Genomic DNA, 18,383 nt, shown 5'->3' with positions numbered 1-18,383 from the left:
GCCGCGGGGGTCGGCCTATCCTGGACAGCATGACCGACGCTCTTCGCTCCGGTCTCGCGCTCGATGACCTGAGCCCCGAGATCCGACCCCAGGACGACCTCTACCGCCACGTCAACGGCGCCTGGATCGAGAGAACCGAGATCCCCGACGACAAGGCGCGCTGGGGATCGTTCCATCTCCTCGCCGAGCAGGCCGAGAAGCACGTCCGCGAGATCGTCGTGGAGTCGCAGCAGGCGGAGCCCGGATCCGAGGCGCGCAAGATCGGCGACCTGTTCACGAGCTTCATGGACACCGACCGCATCGCCGAGCGGGGCGCCGAGCCGATCGCCGCGCAGCTGGCGCGGGTCGAGGGGATCGACAGCATCCCGAGCCTGCTCCGGGCGGTCGGCGACCTCGAGCGCAGCGGTGTCGGCGGCCTGTTCGGGCTGTACGTCGAGCCCGACCCCGGAAACCCCGAGCGGTACGTCCCGGCGATCATCCAGGGCGGTCTCTCGCTGCCCGATGAGAGCTACTACCGTCTGCCGAACTTCGAGGAGCTGCGCGGTGCCTACCGTGCGCACATCGAGAAGATGTTCGCGCTCGCGGGTGTCGACGACACCGCGGCCGAGGCCGATCGCGTCTTCGCCATCGAGACCGAGCTCGCCACCCACCACTGGGACAACGTGCGCAGCCGTGACGCCGTGGCCACCTACAACCTCGTGACGTGGGACGAGCTGCAGGCCCTCGCCGGCGCCGACCTCGCACCGTGGCTCGCCGCCGTGGCGCCCGAGCACGAGAGCGCCTTCGCCGAGATCGTCGTGTCGCAGCCGAGCTTCGTCGAAGGTCTCGGCGCGCTGCTCGTCGCGGAGCGACTCGATGAGTGGAAGGCGTGGCTGCGCTTCAAGATCGTGCACGGGGCCGCGGCCTTCCTCTCGGATGACTTCGTCGAGGAGAACTTCGCGTTCTACGGCACGCAGCTGACCGGGGTCCCCGTCAACCGGGAGCGGTGGAAGCGCGGCGTGGGCCTGGCCGAGGCGGCGCTCGGCGAGGCGATCGGCAAGGTCTACGTCGAACGCCACTTCCCGCCCGCGGCGAAGGAGGCGATGGACGACCTCGTCGCGAACCTCATCGAGGCGTATCGCCGGAGCATCCAGACGCTGCCCTGGATGAGCCCCGAGACCCGCGAACGAGCGCTCGACAAGCTCGCCAGGTTCACCCCGAAGATCGGCTACCCGGCGAAGTGGCGAGACTACGCCGCGCTCGAGATCGACCCCGCCGACCTCGTCGGCAACGTGCGCCGCGCCCACGTGGCCGAGCACGATCGGCAGCTGGGCAAGGTCGGCGGGCCGATCGACCGCGACGAGTGGTACATGACTCCGCAGACGGTCAACGCCTACTACAACCCGCTCATGAACGAGATCGTCTTCCCCGCCGCGATCCTGCAGTACCCCTTCTTCGACGCCGAACGGGATGCCGCGGCCAACTACGGCGGCATCGGCGCGGTGATCGGTCATGAGATCGGGCACGGCTTCGACGATCAGGGGAGCCGTTTCGACGGCGACGGGCGCCTGCAGGACTGGTGGACCGAGCGTGACCGGGAGGCTTTCGAGCAGCGCACGAAGAACCTCATCGCGCAGTACGACGCGCTCTCCCCCCGGGGCCTGCCCGAGCATCACGTCAACGGCGCGCTGACGATCGGCGAGAACATCGGCGATCTCGGCGGACTCGGCATCGCGCTCAAGGCGTACGAGCTCTCGCTGGGCGATGCCGACGCGCCGGTTATCGACGGGTTCACCGGCATCCAGCGCCTCATCCTGTCGTGGGGGCAGATCTGGCAGCAGAAGGGTCGGGATGCCGAGACCATCCGCCTGCTGACGATCGATCCGCACTCGCCGAACGAGTTCCGGTGCAATCAGATCGTGCGCAACATCGACGTGTTCTACGAGGCCTTCGACGTCAACGAGGGCGACGAGCTCTGGCTCGCGGAGAGTGAGCGCGTCACCATCTGGTGACCTTCCGCCCGCGTCGCGCGCCTGGGGGCGCGGTGCCGGGCACCCCGACAACCGAATATCTGCACCACCGCACCTCGCACAGCTCGAACCGCTCCTCTAGGGAAGGACACCGTTCGTGGGCACGCCCCCTGAGCCGATCCGCGATACCTCACCTCAGCGCGCCACGCGCCGCGGCAGTCGTCGCACGTCGCGACGTGCCGCCGCGGGGAGGCGCTCGTTCTCCTCGACCATGCGGGCGCTCGAGGCGCTCGCCGCTTCGGGGGTGCGGGTCTCGGTGCACGTGGTCGACCTCGACCGAGGCACGGTCGCCATGGCGGGCGACGATCACATCACCCACCCCGTCGGAGGGCTCGGCGCCGTCCCGCTGCTGATCGAGGTCGCGGCCGGCTTCGATGCGGGCACCCTCGACCCGCTCGAGATCGTCGAGCGTTCGCGCGTCGAGGAGGTCGGCGGCCCCGGCATCTGGCGCCACCTCAAGGCGCCGGCACTGCCGCTGGCGGATCTCGCGGTGCTGGTCGCCGCGTCGGGCGACGCTCTCGCCTCCAACCTGCTGCTCGATCGTGTCGGCATCGACGCCGTGCATGCGCGGATCGACTCCCTCGGACTCGAGCGTGTCGCGCTGCTCGACCGCCTGCGTGATGCGCGGGGTCCCGACGATGCTCCGCACTTCGCGCTCGGTTCGGCCCGCGAGCTCGCCCAGGTGTTCGCCGCGCTCGTGAACACCACACTCGTGAACGCGTCGGTCAGCGCGCAGGTCGCGGAGTGGCTCAGCCTCAACCACGACCTCTCGCTCGCCGCCTCGGCCACCGGTCTCGACCCCTTCGCCCACGACGACGACGACCACGGCCTGCTCTTCATCAACAAGACGGGGCGCGACGCGGGTGTGCGCGCCGAGGCGGGCGTGCTCGCCGGTCCACGTGCGGGCCTGGCCTACGCGCTCATCGTGTGCTTCGACGACCTGTCGATCGTGCATCGACTGCGCGCGCACGAGGCGTTCCGCACGCTCGGCATCGACCTGATGGAGTACGTCTACTGACGCTCGAGCTCGTCGACCAGGGCGAGCCCCCGCAGCGCCCAGGCGATCTCGGCGCGGGCGCGATCGACGAGGCCCTCGTAGGTGAACCGCTTCCACGCGATGGTGCGCTCATGTTCGGCGGCAGGGGTCGCGGCCAGTCGTCGTACGAGCATCGGGTTGGACAGAGCCGCGATGTGTCGCAGCTCGCCCTCCCACTGCTCGAGCTCCCGCTCCCACTGCGCGATGTGGGAACGCAGGAACGCGCGCGCCGCCTCGGGCGTCGTGGTCTCGAGGTAGGCCGCCCGCAGGTGCGCAGGATCCCGTACGCGCGAGTAGTCCAGCGGTGACTGCATCCAAGCGAGGAAGGCCTCTTCGCCGGCGGGTGTGACGTGGTAGACCTTGCGGGTCCCGCGCTCACCGCGGGGCTGCTCCTCACCCTCGATCAGGCCTTCATTCTCCATCTTGCGAAGCTCGGGGTAGATCTGCGAGTCGGGGGCGTGCCAGACGTGGCCGACGGACTGCGTGAACTGCTTCTGCAGGTCGTAGCCCGACAAGGGTCCCACCCGAAGGAGCGCGAGTAGCGCGTATCGCAGGCTCATCTGGTTCCCGTCGTCATGCTCAGAGTGAGGCTATCAATGGTGCGAGGGGCCCGAGCGGAAGCTCGGGCCCCTCGGGTCCTGCAGTCGGCTCAGTCCTTGTAGCCGGTGCGCCATCCACCCTGGTACGTCGCGCGGGCGACGGTGGAGTACGGTACGGGGCTCACCACGGCGCGGACCTCGGTCTGCTCGTGCGGTTCGACCGAAGCCTTCTTGGAGCCGCCGTCGGGCTCGCCCCAGACGACCTTGAGCTCGGTGCCCTCGGGCACGTTCGGGTCGAGGGTCGCCAGCGACAGGCCACGACGCTCGTTGGCCGAGTAGCCCGTGAACATCGAGTAGCCCACGACGGTGCCATCGGCATCCACGACGGCGTCGTAGTTGGCCGAGCCGTAGTTGGCCAGCGGCAGGTCGAAGAACTTGTAGTTCGGGCCATCGACGTTCAGCAGCGACGTCCACACCTTGCCGAGGTCCTCGGCATCCCACGCGAGCGTGACCTTCTTGCGCTGCGAGGACGGGTCCACCTTCTCGAGTGCGTCGCGGCCGATGAAGTCGTGGTCGAACTTCACGAACGAGCCGTAGCCGAGCTCCCACGGGGTGAGGTAGTAGTCCTCGATGTTGTCTGACACGAACGAGCCGGCGAGAGTGCCGGTCGCCTCGTAGCTGTCGGCGGGCAGCCACTCGCGGTAGGCCTGCTCTTCGGCGCCGGTGTAGATGGCGGGCAGCGGCGAGGGGATCCAGCCCGACTCGAGGGTGTTCGACGGGTAGGCCCGGGACCCCACCGGCACCAGGCCGAACTCGACGCCCGCCTCGACGATGAGGTCGCGGATCCGGTGGTGGTCGGCGTAAGCGCCCCAGATCTCGAGGCCGGGAGCGCCCGCCATGCCGTGGCGCAGCGTCCGCACGTTCATCCCGGCGATCTGCATCGTCGACATGTTGAAGAAGCCGAGCTTCTCGAGCGGCCCGCCGTTGAGCTTCTCGATGACGGCCCAGGCGTTGGGGCCCTGGATCTGGAAGCGGTAATACCTGCGCGAGACGGCGTCGCCGTACGGGCGCGAGGGGGAGCGGCGGTCGACCTCGATCTCGAGGTTCTGGTATCCACCCGTCTCGCCGTGGAACATCAGCCAGTTCGACGCGGGCGCGCGGCCGACGTAGACGTACTCGTCCTCGGCCTCGCGGAACAGGATGCCGTCACCGATGACGTGCCCGGATGCCGTCGTGGGAACGTACTGCTTGGCCTTGTTGACCGCGAAGTTCGCCACCGAGTTGATCGCGGTGTCCGAGATCAGCCTGATGGCGTCGGAGCCCCGGAGGAAGACGTTGTCCATGTGGTGCGACTGGTCGTAGAGCACCGCGGTGTCGCGCCACGCCTTCTGCTCCTTGATCCAGTTCTGGAAGTCGGCGGGAACGACGGGGTAGATGTACGAGCCGATCTGCGAGTTGCGCAGAAGCTCGACGGGTGAGCCCGCCTGGTCGATGACTTCCTGCAGATTCTTGGGTGCCACGATGAACCTCTCTGTTTGGTGTGGTCAGAAGACGATGGTGTGGTTGCCGTGCCGGATGACCCGGTCCTCGGCGTGCCACTGCACGGCGCGCGAGAGCACCGCGCGCTCGACGTACGCCCCGCGGGCCTGCAGGTCGGCGGCAGACATCGAGTGGTCGACGCGGGCGACGTCCTGCTCGATGATCGGTCCCTCGTCCAGGTCCTTCGTCACGTAGTGCGAGGTCGCGCCGATGAGCTTGACCCCGCGCTCCTTCGCCTTGCGGTACGGGGCTGCCCCGATGAAGGCGGGGAGGAAGGAGTGGTGGATGTTGATGACCGGGACGCCGACCTCGTCGAGGAAGCCCTCGGAGATGATCTGCATGTAGCGGGCGAGCACGACGAAGTCGACGTTGCCCTGCACCAGCTCGAGGATCCGCGCCTCCGCCGCGCTCTTGTCGGGCCCCTGCGAGGGCACGTGGAAGAACGGCACACCGAAGGAGCGGACGTCCTCGGCGACGTTGTTGTGGTTGGAGATCACCATCGGGATCGTCACCGGCAGCTCGCCGCGGCGGTGACGCCACAGCAGCTCGAGCAGGCAGTGGTCGGACGTCGAGGCGAGGATCGCCATGCGCTTGGGCACCGACTGGTCGGTGAGCTGCCACTCCAGGCCCATCGCGCCCACGGTCTGGACCAGGTCGACCTCGATGTCGGGCATCGCGGCGGCCAGGTCGGCACGGTGGAAGACGACACGCTGGAAGAAGGCGCCGCCGTCGGCGTTGTCGGAGTACTGATCGAGCTGGACGATGTTGCCCTTGTTGCGGGTGATCAGCGCCGACACGGCCGCGACGATCCCGGGCTTGTCGGGACCGTGCACGATCAGGCAGGCGTGGTCGCGCAGGGCATCGTTGTGCAGGGTCATCGGAGGCTCCTCAGGACTGAGCGGCGGCGTACTGCCTGGCCCACTCCGAAGTGGCGAGCAGCCCGCCGAATGTATAGAAATGCAGTTTGACACTTCCTGACGACGCATCCTGCGCCAGCAGGCCGGCCAGGTCGGTGACGAACTGATCGGGTCCCGCGGTGCCCATGAGGTTGGTCAGCGAGAAGCCGTACTTCTTCACGATCATCGCGTTCGCGCCGATGCCGAAGCGGCGGGCGAAGCCCAGCAGCCGCTTGATGCCCGCGGGGCCCGGGGTTCCGATGCGGATCTGGGTGTTGATCCCGCGCGCACGGACCTGATCGATCCAGGCCATGACGGGGTCGGTGTCGAAGGCGAACTGGGTGAGGATGACAGCATCCAAACCCTGCTCTTCGAGGGCTGCCGATTTGTCTTCGAGGTGGCGCCACAGCACCTCGCTCGAGATGTCGGGGTGGCCCTCGGGGTACCCCGCGATGGAGACCTCGCGCACGCCGTACTTCTGCAGCAGACCCGAGCGGATCACCGAGAGCGAGTCGGGGTAGGGCCCCTCGGGCTCCGCGGGATCGCCGCCGACGGCGAAGACGTGCTCGGTCGCGCCGACCTCCTGCAGCCGCCCGAGGAACTCCTCGAGCTGGTCCTGCGAGGCCAGGCGGCGGGCCGAGATGTGCGGCACCGGGATGAAGCCGGCCTCGAGCACCGCTTTGGAGGCGGTGACGCGCATGTCGAGGTCTTCGTTGCCGAGGAACGTGACGTTGATCTTGGTCCCCGCGGGGATCGCGTGCGTCGCCTCGAGGAGCCCCGGCACATCCTTGCCGGTCATCTCGAGCGAGAAGTCGCTCACGAGCTGGAGGGCGGCCGCCTTGTCGACGGGCACGCGGGTGGGTTTCGACACTGATCGTGGTCCTTTCCGCTCTCAGTCGGTGCGCTTCTCTGCGCCTCCGAGAGGCACTTTACCTATCGCCATAGGGAATGTCCATAGGTAAAGCGGAAACGCGCCGAACAGGGTGATCTCCAGTCTCGCGCGCAGTTCGTGCGGGCACCGGGCCGCTTCGACTCAGCGGGAGTTCAGCGCCCGGCGGTGGGCGTGCCCGTCGTCGCCGGGGCCTCGATGACGACATCGGCCGGCGCATCGCGCACCTGCTCGATCATGCGTCGCAGCAGCGCGTTCAGCTGTTGGATGTGCTCGGGGTCGAGTCCCTCGTGGATGAGGTGCTGGCCGCTCATCGAGATCGGGAGCATGTCGTGATGCATCTGAGCGCCCGAGGGGGTGAGGAACATGGGGCGCGAGCCGCGAGGGCCCTCGACGAGACGGATCAGCCCGCGGGCCTGCAGGGTGGTGACGCTCTTGGAGACGACCGCCTTGTTCACCCCGATGAACTCCGACACCTCGGTGGCCGAGGAGCCCGGCCGCAGGGCGAGCACGGAGATCACCCGCCAGTCGTTGGTGCCGAGTCGGAATCGCCGCCTCAGCTCGTGCGACTCGCGCCACACCAGGGCGTTCGAGAGCAGGGCGAGCAGGCGCGGGGTGAAATTCTCCGGGTCGATGATCTCTCCGAGGGGCTCGGTGACGATGTCGTCGTCCTGCGAGGTGGCGCGTGTCGGTGTGCTTCCGGCCATGCTGCTCCCCTCCGTTCGATCGAGTGTGCCAGACGAACGCGGGATCCGACCGCAGCGGCGGCCGGATCCCGCGTATGGGTCCGAGTGGACGGCGCGGTCAGTGCGCCATGGCGGCCAGCGCCTCGGGGTCGATCGTGGCGATCGACCGGGTGTCCTGGAACGCGCGGATGCCCTCGATGCCCTGCTCGCGGCCGATGCCCGACTGCTTCATACCGCCGAACGGCGCGCGAAGGTCGAGACGGGTGGCGCCGTGGTCGTTGACCCAGACGTAGCCGCAGACCAGCTGCGAGCCCACGCGCTGCGCCGCCTCGGGCGATGCGGTCCACACCGAACCGCACAGTCCTCCCCAGGTGTCGTTCGCGAGCCGGACGGCTTCCTCCTCGGTGTCGAACGGGATGAGGGGGATGACGGGGCCGAACTGCTCCTGCGTGACCACGCGCAGCTGCGGGTCGGGATCGACGACGAGTGCGGGACGCAGGAAGTTGCCGCCCGCGAGGTCGCCGCCCGGAAGCTCGCCGTACTCGCGCACGTCGGCTCCGGCATCCTTCGCCTCCTGGATGATCTCCTCGACGAAGGCCTTCTGCGCCGCCTGGTGCAGGGGGCCCATCGTCGTGCCCTCGTCGAGGCCGTAGCCGATCTTCACCTTCTCGAGGCGGGCCGCAAGGCCTGCAACCAGCTCGTCGAGCCGCGAGCGATGCACGAAGACGCGCTTGGCGTTCATGCAGATCTGGCCCGTCGTGTCGTAGATCGCCGCAAACAGGCGGTCGAGGTGCGCGTCGTCGAGGATCGCGTCATCGAGGAACACCGCCGCGTCGTTGCCGCCGAGCTCAAGGGTCACGCGCGTGAGCGTCTTCGAGGCCATCTCCATGATGCGCTTGCCGCCGTTCACCGATCCCGTGAAGCACACCTTCGCGATGTCGGGGTTCTGGATGAGACCCGCCATGTTCTCGTCGCGCCCCGTGACGACGTTCAGCACGCCCGGCGGAAGCTTCGCGGCGACGCGCTGGACGACGCGCGTCGTGGCCAGGGGCGCCGAGGGCGGCGGCTTGACGATCGCGGTATTGCCCGCGAGCAGCGCGTGCGGAAGGGATGCCCCGAGGATGGCGATCGGCCAGTTGAACGGGACGATGACGGTGACCACGCCGAGGGGCTGGTAGGCCACCTCGGTCGAGACCGGGATGTGCCGGGGAACGACCGGCAGGGTCTTGGTGGCATCGACCTCGTCGGCGTGCATGAGGGCGAGATTCCAGCGGATCTCGAACACGAGGGCGTCGATGAAACCCTCGAACGCGATCTTTCCGTTCTCCTGCGACAGGATCGCGGCGTCGTCGCCGCGTTCGTCGGCGATGCCCGCGATCGCCTCGGCCATGGCGGCCGCGCGCTCCTGCGGGGTGAGGGCGCTCCACGCCGGGAACGCCGCGTTCGCGGCGGCGACGGCGTCGGCGACATCCTCGGTCGACGCGGCCGCGGCCTCGCCCACCACGACACCGGGTTTTGCGGGATCGGCGATCGACAGCACGTCGTCCGTGAACCGCTCCTCACCCCCGATGAACAAACCGGTCCGCACTCCCGCGGCCGTGACGGTCTCGCTCATTTCGACATTCCACCTCTCTGTGTGTGTCTTGATTCTCGCCGATGCCGAAGCACCTGCACCCGTGTGTCCCGGATCTCGGACACACCGGCTCGCGACGCCGTCGCAACAGGAAGAATCCCTGTGTCTCCGGTCGTCGCTGACCCCAGAAGATACCTATCTGCGTCGGTAAACAAGTTTAGAAGCATTCCTGTTTACTTGTAAATAGGACCGTGCTACGGTCGCACCACCGAGACGCCCCGCGGGGCGGACGACGACGACGTCGACCGGTGCGCACAGCGCCGGATTCGACATCCGTGTCATTCAATGAGGAGGCATGTGATGAGTACGCAGACCCTGCACGCGGGCGAGCGACACAGCGTGGCCGAGCTCGAGGAGCTGGCATTCGAGCTGCGCGCGAAGCTGCTGCACCTGTGCGGCACCTACGAGGGGGCCGTGCACATCGGCGGCGACCTGTCGTCGGCCGACATCCTGACGGCGCTGTTCCACTACGGGCTCGAGGTCGACCCGAGCGACATCGCCAACCCGGCGCGCGACCGGTTCGTGCTGAGCAAGGGCCACGCCGCGGTCTGCATGTACATCGCGATGGCGATGCGCGGATTCTTCTCCTACGACGGCATCGTCGACACCTACGGGCAGCTCGACTCCGCCTACGGCATGCACCCGTGCAAGGTGCAGCTGCCGGGTGTCGAGGCCTCGACGGGCTCGCTCGGGCACGGTCTGCCCCTCGCCGTCGGGATGGCGCTGAGCGCGCGCGGGCGCGGCGAGACCCACCGCGTGGTCACCCTCATGGGCGACGGCGAGACCGGGGAGGGATCGGTCTGGGAGGCCGCGCTCGCCGCGAGCTCGAACAGGCTGGGCAACCTCGTGGCCGTCATCGACCGCAATCGGCAGCTGATGACGAGCTTCGATGAGGAGCGCGTCACGCTCGAGCCCTACACCGACAAGTGGGCGGCCTTCGGCTGGAACGTCGTCCACATCGACGGCCACGACATGGGCGCGCTCGTCTCCGCGATCGACGGGCTGCCGGCGACCGACAGCGACAAGCCGACCGTGATCGTCGCCGAGACGATCAAGGGCAAGGGTGTCGACTTCATGGAGCACAACCTCGCCTGGCACGCCGGCTCGCTCGGCGCCGCCGATCTCGAACGAGCGATGGCGGCGTTGAACGCCGCGCGAGAGAAGGAGTCCCTCTGATGCCCGTCACCTTCACCTTCGGAGACTTCCTCGGCGCGCGGTCCGTCATCGGCACCACGCTCGCCGAGCTCGGCGAAGAGCACGAGAACCTCTGGGTCCTCACCCCCGACATCGGGGCGACCCTCGTCGAGTTCCGCGACACGTACCCCGAGCGCTTCCTCGACGTCGGCCTGTCCGAGCAGGCCTGCGTCGGTATCGCCGCCGGCCTCGCCTACGACGGCAACATCCCCGTCGTGTCGGGGATGCTGCCCTTCCTCTCCATGCGGGCCCTCGAGCAGGTGCGCACCGATGTCTGCTACCCCAACCTGCCCGTGAAGATCATCGGCACGCACGGCGGTCTGGTGGGCAACGGCGGGTCCACGCACTACGCGGTCGAGGATCTCGCGCTGATGTGCGCACTGACGAACATGACGGTCACCTCGATCGGCGACCCGCTCATGGTGGGGGAGATCATCCGACAGTCGATGGCGATGAGCGGGCCGATCTACATCCGCCTCGCCGTCGGCAAGAAGGACAAGGTGCTCTACGAGCCCGGTCAGCACGAGGTGCGCATCGGCAAGGGCATCGTCGCACGCGAGGGCACCGACGCGACGATCTTCACGCACGGCACGGTCGTGGCGCAGGCCCTCGATGCGGCCGACGAGCTCGCGAAGGACGGTCGCAGCATCCGCGTCGTCGACATGTTCACCCTCAAGCCGATCGACGAGGAGCTCATCGTGCGCTCGGCAGCGGAGACCGGCGGGCGGTTCGTCGTGCTGGAGGACCACCTCGCCTACGGCGGCCTCGCCTCGCGCGTCGCCGACGTCGTCGCCGACCGCGGGGTCCGGCTGGAGGCGTTCGAACGCCTCGGCATCCCTCAGGTGTACGCGGGCTTCGGCGAGGACGAGCAGCTGCGCGACAAGCACGGGTACGGGCTCGCCGCGACGGTCGCCGCCCTGCGCCGGGTCATCGCGGCCTGAGCTTCTTGCCCCGCGCTCAACGGAGAGACGAATGAGAACAGTAGCCGTCACCAAGATCGGCAGCCTGCGCGATCCCGACGAGACCCGGCGCGGCCGGATCGGCGTCGTGGACTTCCCCGACCAGCCGCTCGGGCCCGAGGACGTGCGCATCCGCGTCGCGTACTCCGCGATCTGCGGGTCCGACCCGCACCTCGCGGAGGGTTTCTTCGGCACCGACGTGCCGATCGGGCTCGGACACGAGCTGTCGGGCGTCGTGGAGGCGCTCGGTGAGCGCGCGCACCGCAACGGGCTGCGGATCGGCGACCGCGTGGCCGGCAACTTCCTGCGCTTCTGCGGCACGTGCCGTCCCTGCCAGGAGGGCAGGCAGCAGTTCTGCGAGCACATCCAGGACTACAACCGGCCCGGCATGGCCGAGACCGTCACCTGGCACGAGTCCCAGGTCTACCGGCTGCCCGACGAGGTCTCGCTGCGCACCGGGTGCCTCCTGGAGCCCGTCTCGGTCGCCGTGCGCATCGCCGACAAGACCCGCATCCGGGTGGGCGATCGTGTCGCGATCTGCGGCGGCGGCCCGATCGGTCAGCTCGCGCTGCAGGTGATGAGGATGAACGGCGCGACGAGCCTCACGATGATCGAGCCGATCGCCGCCCGTCGCGACATGGCGCGCCGGCACGGCGCCGAGCATGTCATCGACCCCGTCGGCGAGGACCAACGCGCGCGCTCCGAAGAGATCACCGGCGGGCGCGGGTACGACATCGTCATCGACGCCTCGGGGTCCACGCGCGCCGTGCGCGGGCTGCTCGACATCGCGGCCAAGGGGGCGACGGTGATCTACGGAGCGATGTATCCCCACGATTTCGAGATGCCGCTCAACCTCTCGGACCACCTGTACCTGAAAGAGCTGACTCTCACCGGCGTGTTCGTCTCGCCCTACGCCTTTCCCCGAGCGCTGCAGATCCTCCCGCACCTCGCCGTCGACGAGCTGACCGCCGCCGTGTTCGACCTCGACGACGCCACCGAGGCCTTTGCGGTGCACGTCAGCGGCGCACACCCCAAGGTCTTGATCCGCTGCAACCGGCTGGAGGACGGCATCCACGATTCGGCGTCGACGGCGGATGCTGTCGACGAGGTGTTCGCGGGGGGAGGTCTGGCATGAGCGCCGCGACCGAACCGTCGCCCGCGATCGCCCCGGCTGTGCCGGCGCTCGAGGCCCGCGACATCGTCAAGCGGTTCGACGGTGTGCACGCACTCAGCGGCGCCGGCCTGTCGGTGCTGCCGGGTGAGATCCACGCACTGCTCGGCGAGAACGGGGCCGGCAAGTCGACGCTGATCAAGGTCGTGACGGGACTGTACGCGCCGGATGCCGGGACACTCTGGCGCGACGGCGAGAGCGTGGAGTTCGCCAACGTCCGGGTCGCCAACCGCGCGGGCATCGTCGCGCTCTACCAGGAGCTGTCGATCATCCCGTCCTTGAGCGTCGCCGAGAACATCCTCCTCGGCGAGCAGACCCCGCGCCGAGGCGGCATCGTGCAGTGGCGCGCGCTGCGTCGCCGCGCGAAGGCGCAGCTGGAGCGCATCCGGCAGCGGATCCCGCTCGGCAAGCTCGCCGGCGAACTCTCCCCCGTGCAGCAGACGATGGTGGCCTTCGCCCGCGCGCTCGCCACCGATGCCCGCGTGCTCATCCTCGACGAACCCACCGCCTCTCTCACCGATGTCGAGATCACGGAGCTCTTCGCCGTGCTGCGCCGCCTGCGGGACGAGGGGGTTGCGATCCTCTACGTCTCGCACCGGCTCGAGGAGGTCTTCGAGCTGTGCGACCGGCTCACGATCATGCGCAACGGCGAGACGATCGTGACCAAGGACGTCGCCGACTCCCACATCGACGAGGTGATCTCGCTGATGGTCGGCCGCGCCGGCGGTGAGCTGTATCCCGAGCGCACGACCGCCACGGAGGATGTCGCACTCGTCGTCGAGGGGCTGGATGGGCGCCGCGTGAGGCACGTGTCGTTCGTGGCCCACCGCGGCGAGGTGCTCGGGATCGGGGGACTCGCCGGCTCCGGCCGCAGCGAGCTTCTGCGCATCCTCGCCGGTGCGCAGAAGCACAAGGGCGGCACGGTCACCGTCGACGGCGCGACGCTGCCGCTCTCGCCCGGCGTGGGCAGAGCGCTCGAGGCGGGGATCGCGCTCGTGCCCGAGGAGCGGCGCGCTCAAGGAGTGATCCTCGGCATGTCGATCCGCGACAACATCGCCCTCGCCAACATCCCCGCCGTGAGCTCTGCGGGCGTGGTCTCGGGTGCGCGCATCTCGGACATCGTCCGCAAGGGCATGGCCGACCTCCAGATCAAGGCGCGCGGCGCCGGGCAGTATGTGGGCGAGCTGTCGGGCGGCAACCAGCAGAAGGTCGTGCTGGCCAAGATGCTCGCCCGCAACCCCGCCGTGCTCCTGCTCGACGAACCCACCCGCGGAATCGACGTCGGCACGAAAGCCGAGATCTATCGACTGATCAGGCAGCTCGTCGCCCAGGGCACGACGGTGATCGCCGTCAGCTCCGAGCTGCCCGAGCTCATGGGCATGAGCGATCGCGTGCTGATCATGCACGAGGGCCGGATCTCCGGCGAGGTCCGCGCGGAGGACGCGGACGAAGAGCTGCTGCTGTCGTACTGCTACGGAAAGGCCGACCGATGACCACCACACGCAACCCCGGACTGGAGGATGCCGCCGAGGTCCGCAGCGGGCCGCGCAGCTCCGTCGGTCAGACGCTGCTCTCGGGCGGCACGGTGCTCGCGCTCGTCCTGCTCGTCGTGTTCTTCTTCGTGATGCGCCCCGACGTGTTCCTGACCTTCACGAACGTGCGCAACATCCTGTACCAGGTGGCGATCCTCGCGATCATCGCCGGCGCCCAGACGATCGTGATGGTCGTGGGAGATTTCGACCTGTCGGTCGCGGCGACATCAGCGCTCGCGGGGGCGGTCGCGGCATCCCTCATGCTCGGGGGGATGCCCGTGGCGCTCGCCATCCTGATCGCCATCATCGTCGGCACGCTCATCGGTCTGGCCAACGGCCTGTTGGTGGCGTACCTGAACCTGTCGGCGTTCGTGGCGACGCTCGCGACGCTGACCTCGGTCACGGGCCTGGCATTCCTCGTCACCAACGGCACGACCCTCTTCAACCTCCCCGCCGAGTTCAACGTGCTCGGCCAGGGCCGCTTCCTCGAGATCCCGCTGCCGGTCTTCTTCGCCATCGCGATCTCGCTCGTGCTGTGGTTCGTGCTCCGCTACACGACCCTCGGCCGGCGCTGGTACGCCACGGGCGGCAACGCGGAGGTGTCGCGTCTGTCGGGTGTCAACGTGCGGGTCGCGCGGCTCACCGCCTTCACCGTCGCGGGGATGGTGTCGGCGATCGGTGGCATCCTGCTCGCCGCCCGGCTCGGCAGCGCGAGCGCGGTGCAGGGCGAGGACAACCTGCTCTTCTCCGTCGCCGCGGTCTTCCTCGGCATGACGGTCATCCGCTCGGGCGCCGCGAACATCGTCGGCACGATGGTGGGCGTCGCGATCATCGGCGTCATGAGCAACGGGCTGAACATCCTCGGCGTCAACGCGTACGTGCAGCAGGTCGTGACGGGCCTGATCATCATCGCCGCCGTGACCCTGTCGTCGTTCAAGAACCGGGAGCGGTAGCCGCCCGGCACCCCTCCCACCGGGCGCCCCCCACGTGTGCCCGGGCACCAGGAAAACACGCAACTGCAACAAAGGAGTGGACAAGTGCGTACGTCATTCAAGGCGATGGTGGCTGCGGCCGCCGTGGCGACACTGGCATTGACCGGATGCTCGACGGGATCCGGCGACGACGCCGGCGGAGGCGACGACCCCTTCAAGGTCATCGCGTTCACCTCGGGCAACCAGACTCCGATCGGGGCCTGGTGGGTCAAGGCCGTCGAGGAGCAGGCCGAGGAGCTCGGCTGGGATCTGACGATGATCCAGGGCGACTTCGACTTCCAGAAGATGAACCCCGCCGTGGAGAGCGCCATCGGCCAGGGCGCCGACGCGATCTTCAACGGGTACACGGACGTGGCCTCGATCGGCTCGATCGTCACCGCGGCCAAGGATGCCGGCATCCCGATGTTCGCGATGGATGCCGCGACCGAGCCGACCGACGCGTTCGCGGTGAACATCACGACCGACCAGCAGGGCATCGTCGATCAGACGGTCGGGGCGCTCGATGAGGCGCTGGGCGGACTCGACGGCAAGACGATCATGGTCATCGGGCACGACCCGCACCCCGGCATCCGCCTGCGCGCGGGCCTCGCGGAGGAGAGCCTGATCGAGGCCGGCGCGACGATCGCGGGCGGCTCGATCCAGAAGGTGGCCTCACCGGCGACCGGCCGCACCGAGGCGCTCGCCCTGGTGCAGGACTTCCTCACCGCGAACCCGGGCGGCCTCGACGGCGTGTGGGTCGGCTGGGACGACGCGGCGCTGGGTGCCGCGCAGGCGATCACCGAGGCCGGCGCGGACGCCAAGGTGACGGGCGTCGACGCCACCAGCGAGGCGATCGCCGGCATCGAGGCGGGCGGCGCCTTCCTCGCGACGATCGAGCAGCCCTGGCCCATGATCCTCGACTCGGTCCTCGAGCAGATCGTCGCCTTCCAGGAGAGCGGCACCATGCCCGACCCCAACTACGAGGCGGTCGACACGACGCTCGTGACCATCGACAACGCGGCGACCATCACGCCGTCCGACCAGCTGGGCTGAGCCCCGCACCGGGGAGGCGGGGCGCTCCGCCTCCCCGGTCACCACCACCCCGCGTCGGCACCGACGCGTCGAAGGAGAATCATGCGCCTCAAGGACAAGGTCGCCCTCATCACGGGCGGTGCCAGCGGCATCGGCCTCGCGACCGTCGAGAAGTTCGTGGCCGAGGGGGCCAGGGTCGTCGTCGCCGACATCAACGCCGACCGAGCCGCGGCCGTCGCCGCCCAGCTGAACGAGACCACGCCCGGCAGCGCGTCGTCGGCGGGAGTCGATGTCGCCGTCTTCGCCGAGGTCGAGGCGGCCGTGGCCCACGCGGTGGAGGCATTCGGCCGCCTCGACGTCATCTTCAACAATGCGGGGATCGCGGGCGGCAAACCGCTGCTCGAGCATGATCCCGCGGTCGACTACGCACCGATGATCCGCGTCGACCAGGACGGCGTCTACTACGGCATCCTCGCCGCCGGCCGTCAGTTCCGCGCGCAGGGCGGGGGCGGCGTCATCATCAGCACGTCCTCCATCTACGGAGAGCAGGCGGCCGAGCTCTCCTTCACCTACAGCGCCGCCAAGGCGGCCGTCATCTCGTTCACACGCTCGGCGGCGTACGAGCTCGCGCAGTACGGCACGCGCGCGGTCGCGATCACCCCGGGTCGTGTGGGCACCGCGATCATCAATCAGTTCTCGGACGATCTGAAGGCGACCTTCGCCTCGGAGCAGCTGCGCGGCACCATGACCGAGCCGTCCGAGATCGCGGATGTCGTCGCCTTCCTCGCCTCCGACGAGGCGAACGTCATCAACGGCACGGTCGTGCACGTCGACGACGGCTACTCCGTCTTCAAGAAGCGACTCGATCTGCCGGTGTTCTGAGGTGACCCGATGACGACGCTCGATTCCGACGGCGCCGACCTCGATGTCGCCTGTCACCTCAACGTGCTGCTGGCCGCAGCATCCTCGGATCTCCTTCCCGCAGCGCTGGGGGCTCTGGTCGAGGCGGGCTACCGCCGCGTGGTGCTGCCCCCGCTCGATCCGCAGGCGACGGATGCCGCGGGCCTTGCGAACCTGTTCGCCGCCCACGATGTGCACCCGATCACGATCGCCGGACAGGCCCCGGGGGCGGACGTGTCCTCGGCCGACCCCGACGAGCGCGCGGCCGGCGCGGCGATGCTGCGTGCGGCGCTCGATCTGACGGTCGCTCTGCGCGGCGACCAGATGAACGGCGTGCCGTACGGCGTGTTCGGGCACCCCGCCCGGCCCACCGACCCGGCGGCCTTCGAGCGCGCGGCGATCGAGGTGGGCCGGATCGCCGACGAGGCCCACGAACGCGGCGTGATGATGACCTTCGAGGTGCTCAACCGCTATGAGACGGCCGTGGTGAACACGGCGGCGCAGGCGATGGAGTTCGTGGCGCTCTCGGGCTCGGAGCACCTGCGCATCCACCTCGACACCTTCCACATGGCGGTCGAGGAGGCCGACCTGGCGGCCGCGATCACGGCGGCGGCCCCTCGGCTGGGCTATCTCGAGCTGGGGCAGTCGGGGCGCGGGATGCTGTCGGGTGGGGCGGTCGACATCGAGGCGCTCGTGCGCCATGCCTTCGACACCGGCTGGACGGGGCGTCTGGGCGTCGAGGCGTTCTCGCGCGCGGTGCTCTCGCCCGGCGCGAGCGACATGCTGGCGATCTGGCGGCAGCCGTACGTCGACGGCGTGGGCGTCGCCCGCGATGCCATGCGGGTCATCCGACGCGGGTTCGCCTCCAGCGTCGAGGGCCGCCGCGCCGCTCGCCTGTCCCGCGTCGGCGGGTAGCGCGCGGTAGTGCGCGGGGGCGGGGCCGCGAAGCAGCTCCCGCGCGGGTAGCGTGGGAGGGTGAAGATCACCGCGAGTTCGGACTGGCGCGACGGCCTGGCCTACGACATCCCCGTTCTCGTCGCCGACGTCATGCCCGGTGACCCGACCCGGTGCTTCGTCTGCGGTCCCGTCTCGGAGCCGCGCGAGCGCACCGAGCTCTGGGCGGTCAAGCATCGGCATCCCAACAACCACGCGGGCGTCGTGCGCTTCTACTGCCTGGAGCACCGCCCGCAGCCGCCGCGCGTGACCGAACCCGTCGTCGCCACCCGCGCGAAAACCCCGACGCGCGCGCCACGCCGCGCACCCACCGCTCGCCCCGCCGCGCAGGCCGAACGCCCCCGCGCGGTGTGCCCGAACTGCTTCATCGAGGTGCCACCGGGCGCCGTCTGCGGCATCTGCGGCGAGGCGATCGCCGGCTGAGTCCGCGGGTGCTCTGACCG

General features: G+C 69.1%; 17 protein-coding genes. 11 read left to right on the top strand and 6 right to left on the bottom strand.

The window, feature by feature from the left end:
* Positions 1-29: 29 nt before the first annotated feature.
* Positions 30-1,991 carry a M13 family metallopeptidase gene (locus AB2L57_RS16655; protein WP_292811470.1) on the top strand — a complete coding sequence of 654 codons (1,962 nt, stop codon included), beginning with the start codon at positions 30-32 and terminating at the stop codon, positions 1,989-1,991.
* 115 nt (positions 1,992-2,106) lie between these two features.
* Positions 2,107-3,027, top strand: coding sequence for a serine hydrolase (locus AB2L57_RS16650; protein WP_292811467.1), 921 nt, complete (start codon positions 2,107-2,109; stop codon positions 3,025-3,027).
* Here AB2L57_RS16650 and AB2L57_RS16645 read toward each other — a convergent pair.
* From AB2L57_RS16645 to AB2L57_RS16620, 6 genes are all read right to left on the bottom strand, one after another.
* Positions 3,021-3,605 carry a PadR family transcriptional regulator gene (locus AB2L57_RS16645; RefSeq protein WP_292811465.1) on the bottom strand — a complete coding sequence of 195 codons (585 nt, stop codon included), beginning with the start codon at positions 3,603-3,605 and terminating at the stop codon, positions 3,021-3,023. The two genes, AB2L57_RS16650 and AB2L57_RS16645, sit on opposite strands and share 7 nt — an antisense overlap.
* Positions 3,606-3,694: 89 nt before the next feature.
* Entirely contained in the window at positions 3,695-5,104 is a 1,410-nt protein-coding gene (locus tag AB2L57_RS16640) for an aminomethyl transferase family protein (RefSeq protein ID WP_409047615.1), read from the bottom strand.
* 24 nt (positions 5,105-5,128) lie between these two features.
* Positions 5,129-6,001, bottom strand: coding sequence for a formyltetrahydrofolate deformylase (gene purU / locus AB2L57_RS16635; protein ID WP_409047614.1), 873 nt, complete (start codon positions 5,999-6,001; stop codon positions 5,129-5,131).
* A 10-nt stretch (positions 6,002-6,011) separates the two neighbouring features.
* The gene (locus tag AB2L57_RS16630; RefSeq protein WP_292810191.1) at positions 6,012-6,818 is read right to left on the bottom strand and encodes a methylenetetrahydrofolate reductase; all 807 of its coding nucleotides are present in this window, start codon (positions 6,816-6,818) and stop codon (positions 6,012-6,014) included.
* Between the two features lie 245 nt (positions 6,819-7,063).
* Entirely contained in the window at positions 7,064-7,615 is a 552-nt protein-coding gene (locus tag AB2L57_RS16625) for a MarR family winged helix-turn-helix transcriptional regulator (protein WP_292810084.1), read from the bottom strand.
* A gap of 97 nt (positions 7,616-7,712) precedes the next feature.
* Entirely contained in the window at positions 7,713-9,209 is a 1,497-nt protein-coding gene (locus AB2L57_RS16620) for an aldehyde dehydrogenase family protein (protein WP_292810086.1), read from the bottom strand.
* Between the two features lie 318 nt (positions 9,210-9,527).
* Between AB2L57_RS16620 and AB2L57_RS16615 the strand changes: the two genes are divergently transcribed.
* The 9 genes from AB2L57_RS16615 to AB2L57_RS16575 all read left to right on the top strand — a co-directional run bounded on the left by AB2L57_RS16615 (position 9,528) and on the right by AB2L57_RS16575 (position 18,363).
* Positions 9,528-10,403: a transketolase gene (locus AB2L57_RS16615; protein WP_409047613.1), complete on the top strand. Its 876-nt coding sequence runs from the start codon at positions 9,528-9,530 to the stop codon at positions 10,401-10,403.
* Complete coding sequence (locus tag AB2L57_RS16610) at positions 10,403-11,362, top strand: transketolase family protein (protein ID WP_292810089.1); 960 nt, start codon at positions 10,403-10,405, stop codon at positions 11,360-11,362. The genes AB2L57_RS16615 and AB2L57_RS16610 overlap by 1 nt, the downstream gene beginning before the upstream one ends.
* Before the next feature lie 31 nt (positions 11,363-11,393).
* Positions 11,394-12,515: a zinc-binding dehydrogenase gene (locus AB2L57_RS16605; RefSeq protein WP_409047612.1), complete on the top strand. Its 1,122-nt coding sequence runs from the start codon at positions 11,394-11,396 to the stop codon at positions 12,513-12,515.
* Entirely contained in the window at positions 12,512-14,044 is a 1,533-nt protein-coding gene (locus AB2L57_RS16600) for a sugar ABC transporter ATP-binding protein (RefSeq protein WP_292810095.1), read from the top strand. Before AB2L57_RS16605 ends, AB2L57_RS16600 begins: the two co-directional genes overlap by 4 nt.
* On the top strand, positions 14,041-15,036 hold the full coding sequence (locus AB2L57_RS16595) for an ABC transporter permease (RefSeq protein WP_409047611.1): 996 nt from the start codon (positions 14,041-14,043) through the stop codon (positions 15,034-15,036). The genes AB2L57_RS16600 and AB2L57_RS16595 overlap by 4 nt, the downstream gene beginning before the upstream one ends.
* A gap of 84 nt (positions 15,037-15,120) precedes the next feature.
* On the top strand, positions 15,121-16,107 hold the full coding sequence (locus AB2L57_RS16590; protein ID WP_292810099.1) for a sugar ABC transporter substrate-binding protein: 987 nt from the start codon (positions 15,121-15,123) through the stop codon (positions 16,105-16,107).
* A gap of 81 nt (positions 16,108-16,188) precedes the next feature.
* Positions 16,189-16,968, top strand: coding sequence for an SDR family NAD(P)-dependent oxidoreductase (locus AB2L57_RS16585; RefSeq protein WP_292810101.1), 780 nt, complete (start codon positions 16,189-16,191; stop codon positions 16,966-16,968).
* A gap of 9 nt (positions 16,969-16,977) precedes the next feature.
* Positions 16,978-17,901 carry a sugar phosphate isomerase/epimerase family protein gene (locus AB2L57_RS16580; protein ID WP_409047610.1) on the top strand — a complete coding sequence of 308 codons (924 nt, stop codon included), beginning with the start codon at positions 16,978-16,980 and terminating at the stop codon, positions 17,899-17,901.
* Positions 17,902-17,961: 60 nt separating this feature from the next.
* Positions 17,962-18,363: a glucose-6-phosphate dehydrogenase gene (locus tag AB2L57_RS16575; RefSeq protein ID WP_409047609.1), complete on the top strand. Its 402-nt coding sequence runs from the start codon at positions 17,962-17,964 to the stop codon at positions 18,361-18,363.
* Positions 18,364-18,383 lie beyond the last annotated feature (20 nt).

The organism is Microbacterium sp. HA-8, from assembly GCF_046111165.1.
GTDB lineage: Bacteria > Actinomycetota > Actinomycetes > Actinomycetales > Microbacteriaceae > Microbacterium.
This window is presented reverse-complemented; position numbering and strand designations above follow the sequence as displayed.

Bases quoted from the DNA above. Each gene is read 5' to 3' on its own strand.
- AB2L57_RS16585 (WP_292810101.1), top strand. From the start codon at position 16,189: ATGCGCCTCAAGGACAAGGTCGCCCTCATCACGGGCGGTGCCAGCGGC.
- AB2L57_RS16625 (WP_292810084.1), bottom strand. From the start codon at position 7,615: ATGGCCGGAAGCACACCGACACGCGCCACCTCGCAGGACGACGACATC.
- AB2L57_RS16610 (WP_292810089.1), top strand. From the start codon at position 10,403: ATGCCCGTCACCTTCACCTTCGGAGACTTCCTCGGCGCGCGGTCCGTC.
- AB2L57_RS16580 (WP_409047610.1), top strand. From the start codon at position 16,978: ATGACGACGCTCGATTCCGACGGCGCCGACCTCGATGTCGCCTGTCAC.
- AB2L57_RS16595 (WP_409047611.1), top strand. From the start codon at position 14,041: ATGACCACCACACGCAACCCCGGACTGGAGGATGCCGCCGAGGTCCGC.
- AB2L57_RS16615 (WP_409047613.1), top strand. From the start codon at position 9,528: ATGAGTACGCAGACCCTGCACGCGGGCGAGCGACACAGCGTGGCCGAG.
- AB2L57_RS16630 (WP_292810191.1), bottom strand. From the start codon at position 6,818: ATGACCGGCAAGGATGTGCCGGGGCTCCTCGAGGCGACGCACGCGATC.
- purU (WP_409047614.1), bottom strand. From the start codon at position 6,001: ATGACCCTGCACAACGATGCCCTGCGCGACCACGCCTGCCTGATCGTG.
- AB2L57_RS16600 (WP_292810095.1), top strand. From the start codon at position 12,512: ATGAGCGCCGCGACCGAACCGTCGCCCGCGATCGCCCCGGCTGTGCCG.
- AB2L57_RS16645 (WP_292811465.1), bottom strand. From the start codon at position 3,605: ATGAGCCTGCGATACGCGCTACTCGCGCTCCTTCGGGTGGGACCCTTG.
- AB2L57_RS16620 (WP_292810086.1), bottom strand. From the start codon at position 9,209: ATGAGCGAGACCGTCACGGCCGCGGGAGTGCGGACCGGTTTGTTCATC.
- AB2L57_RS16605 (WP_409047612.1), top strand. From the start codon at position 11,394: ATGAGAACAGTAGCCGTCACCAAGATCGGCAGCCTGCGCGATCCCGAC.
- AB2L57_RS16655 (WP_292811470.1), top strand. From the start codon at position 30: ATGACCGACGCTCTTCGCTCCGGTCTCGCGCTCGATGACCTGAGCCCC.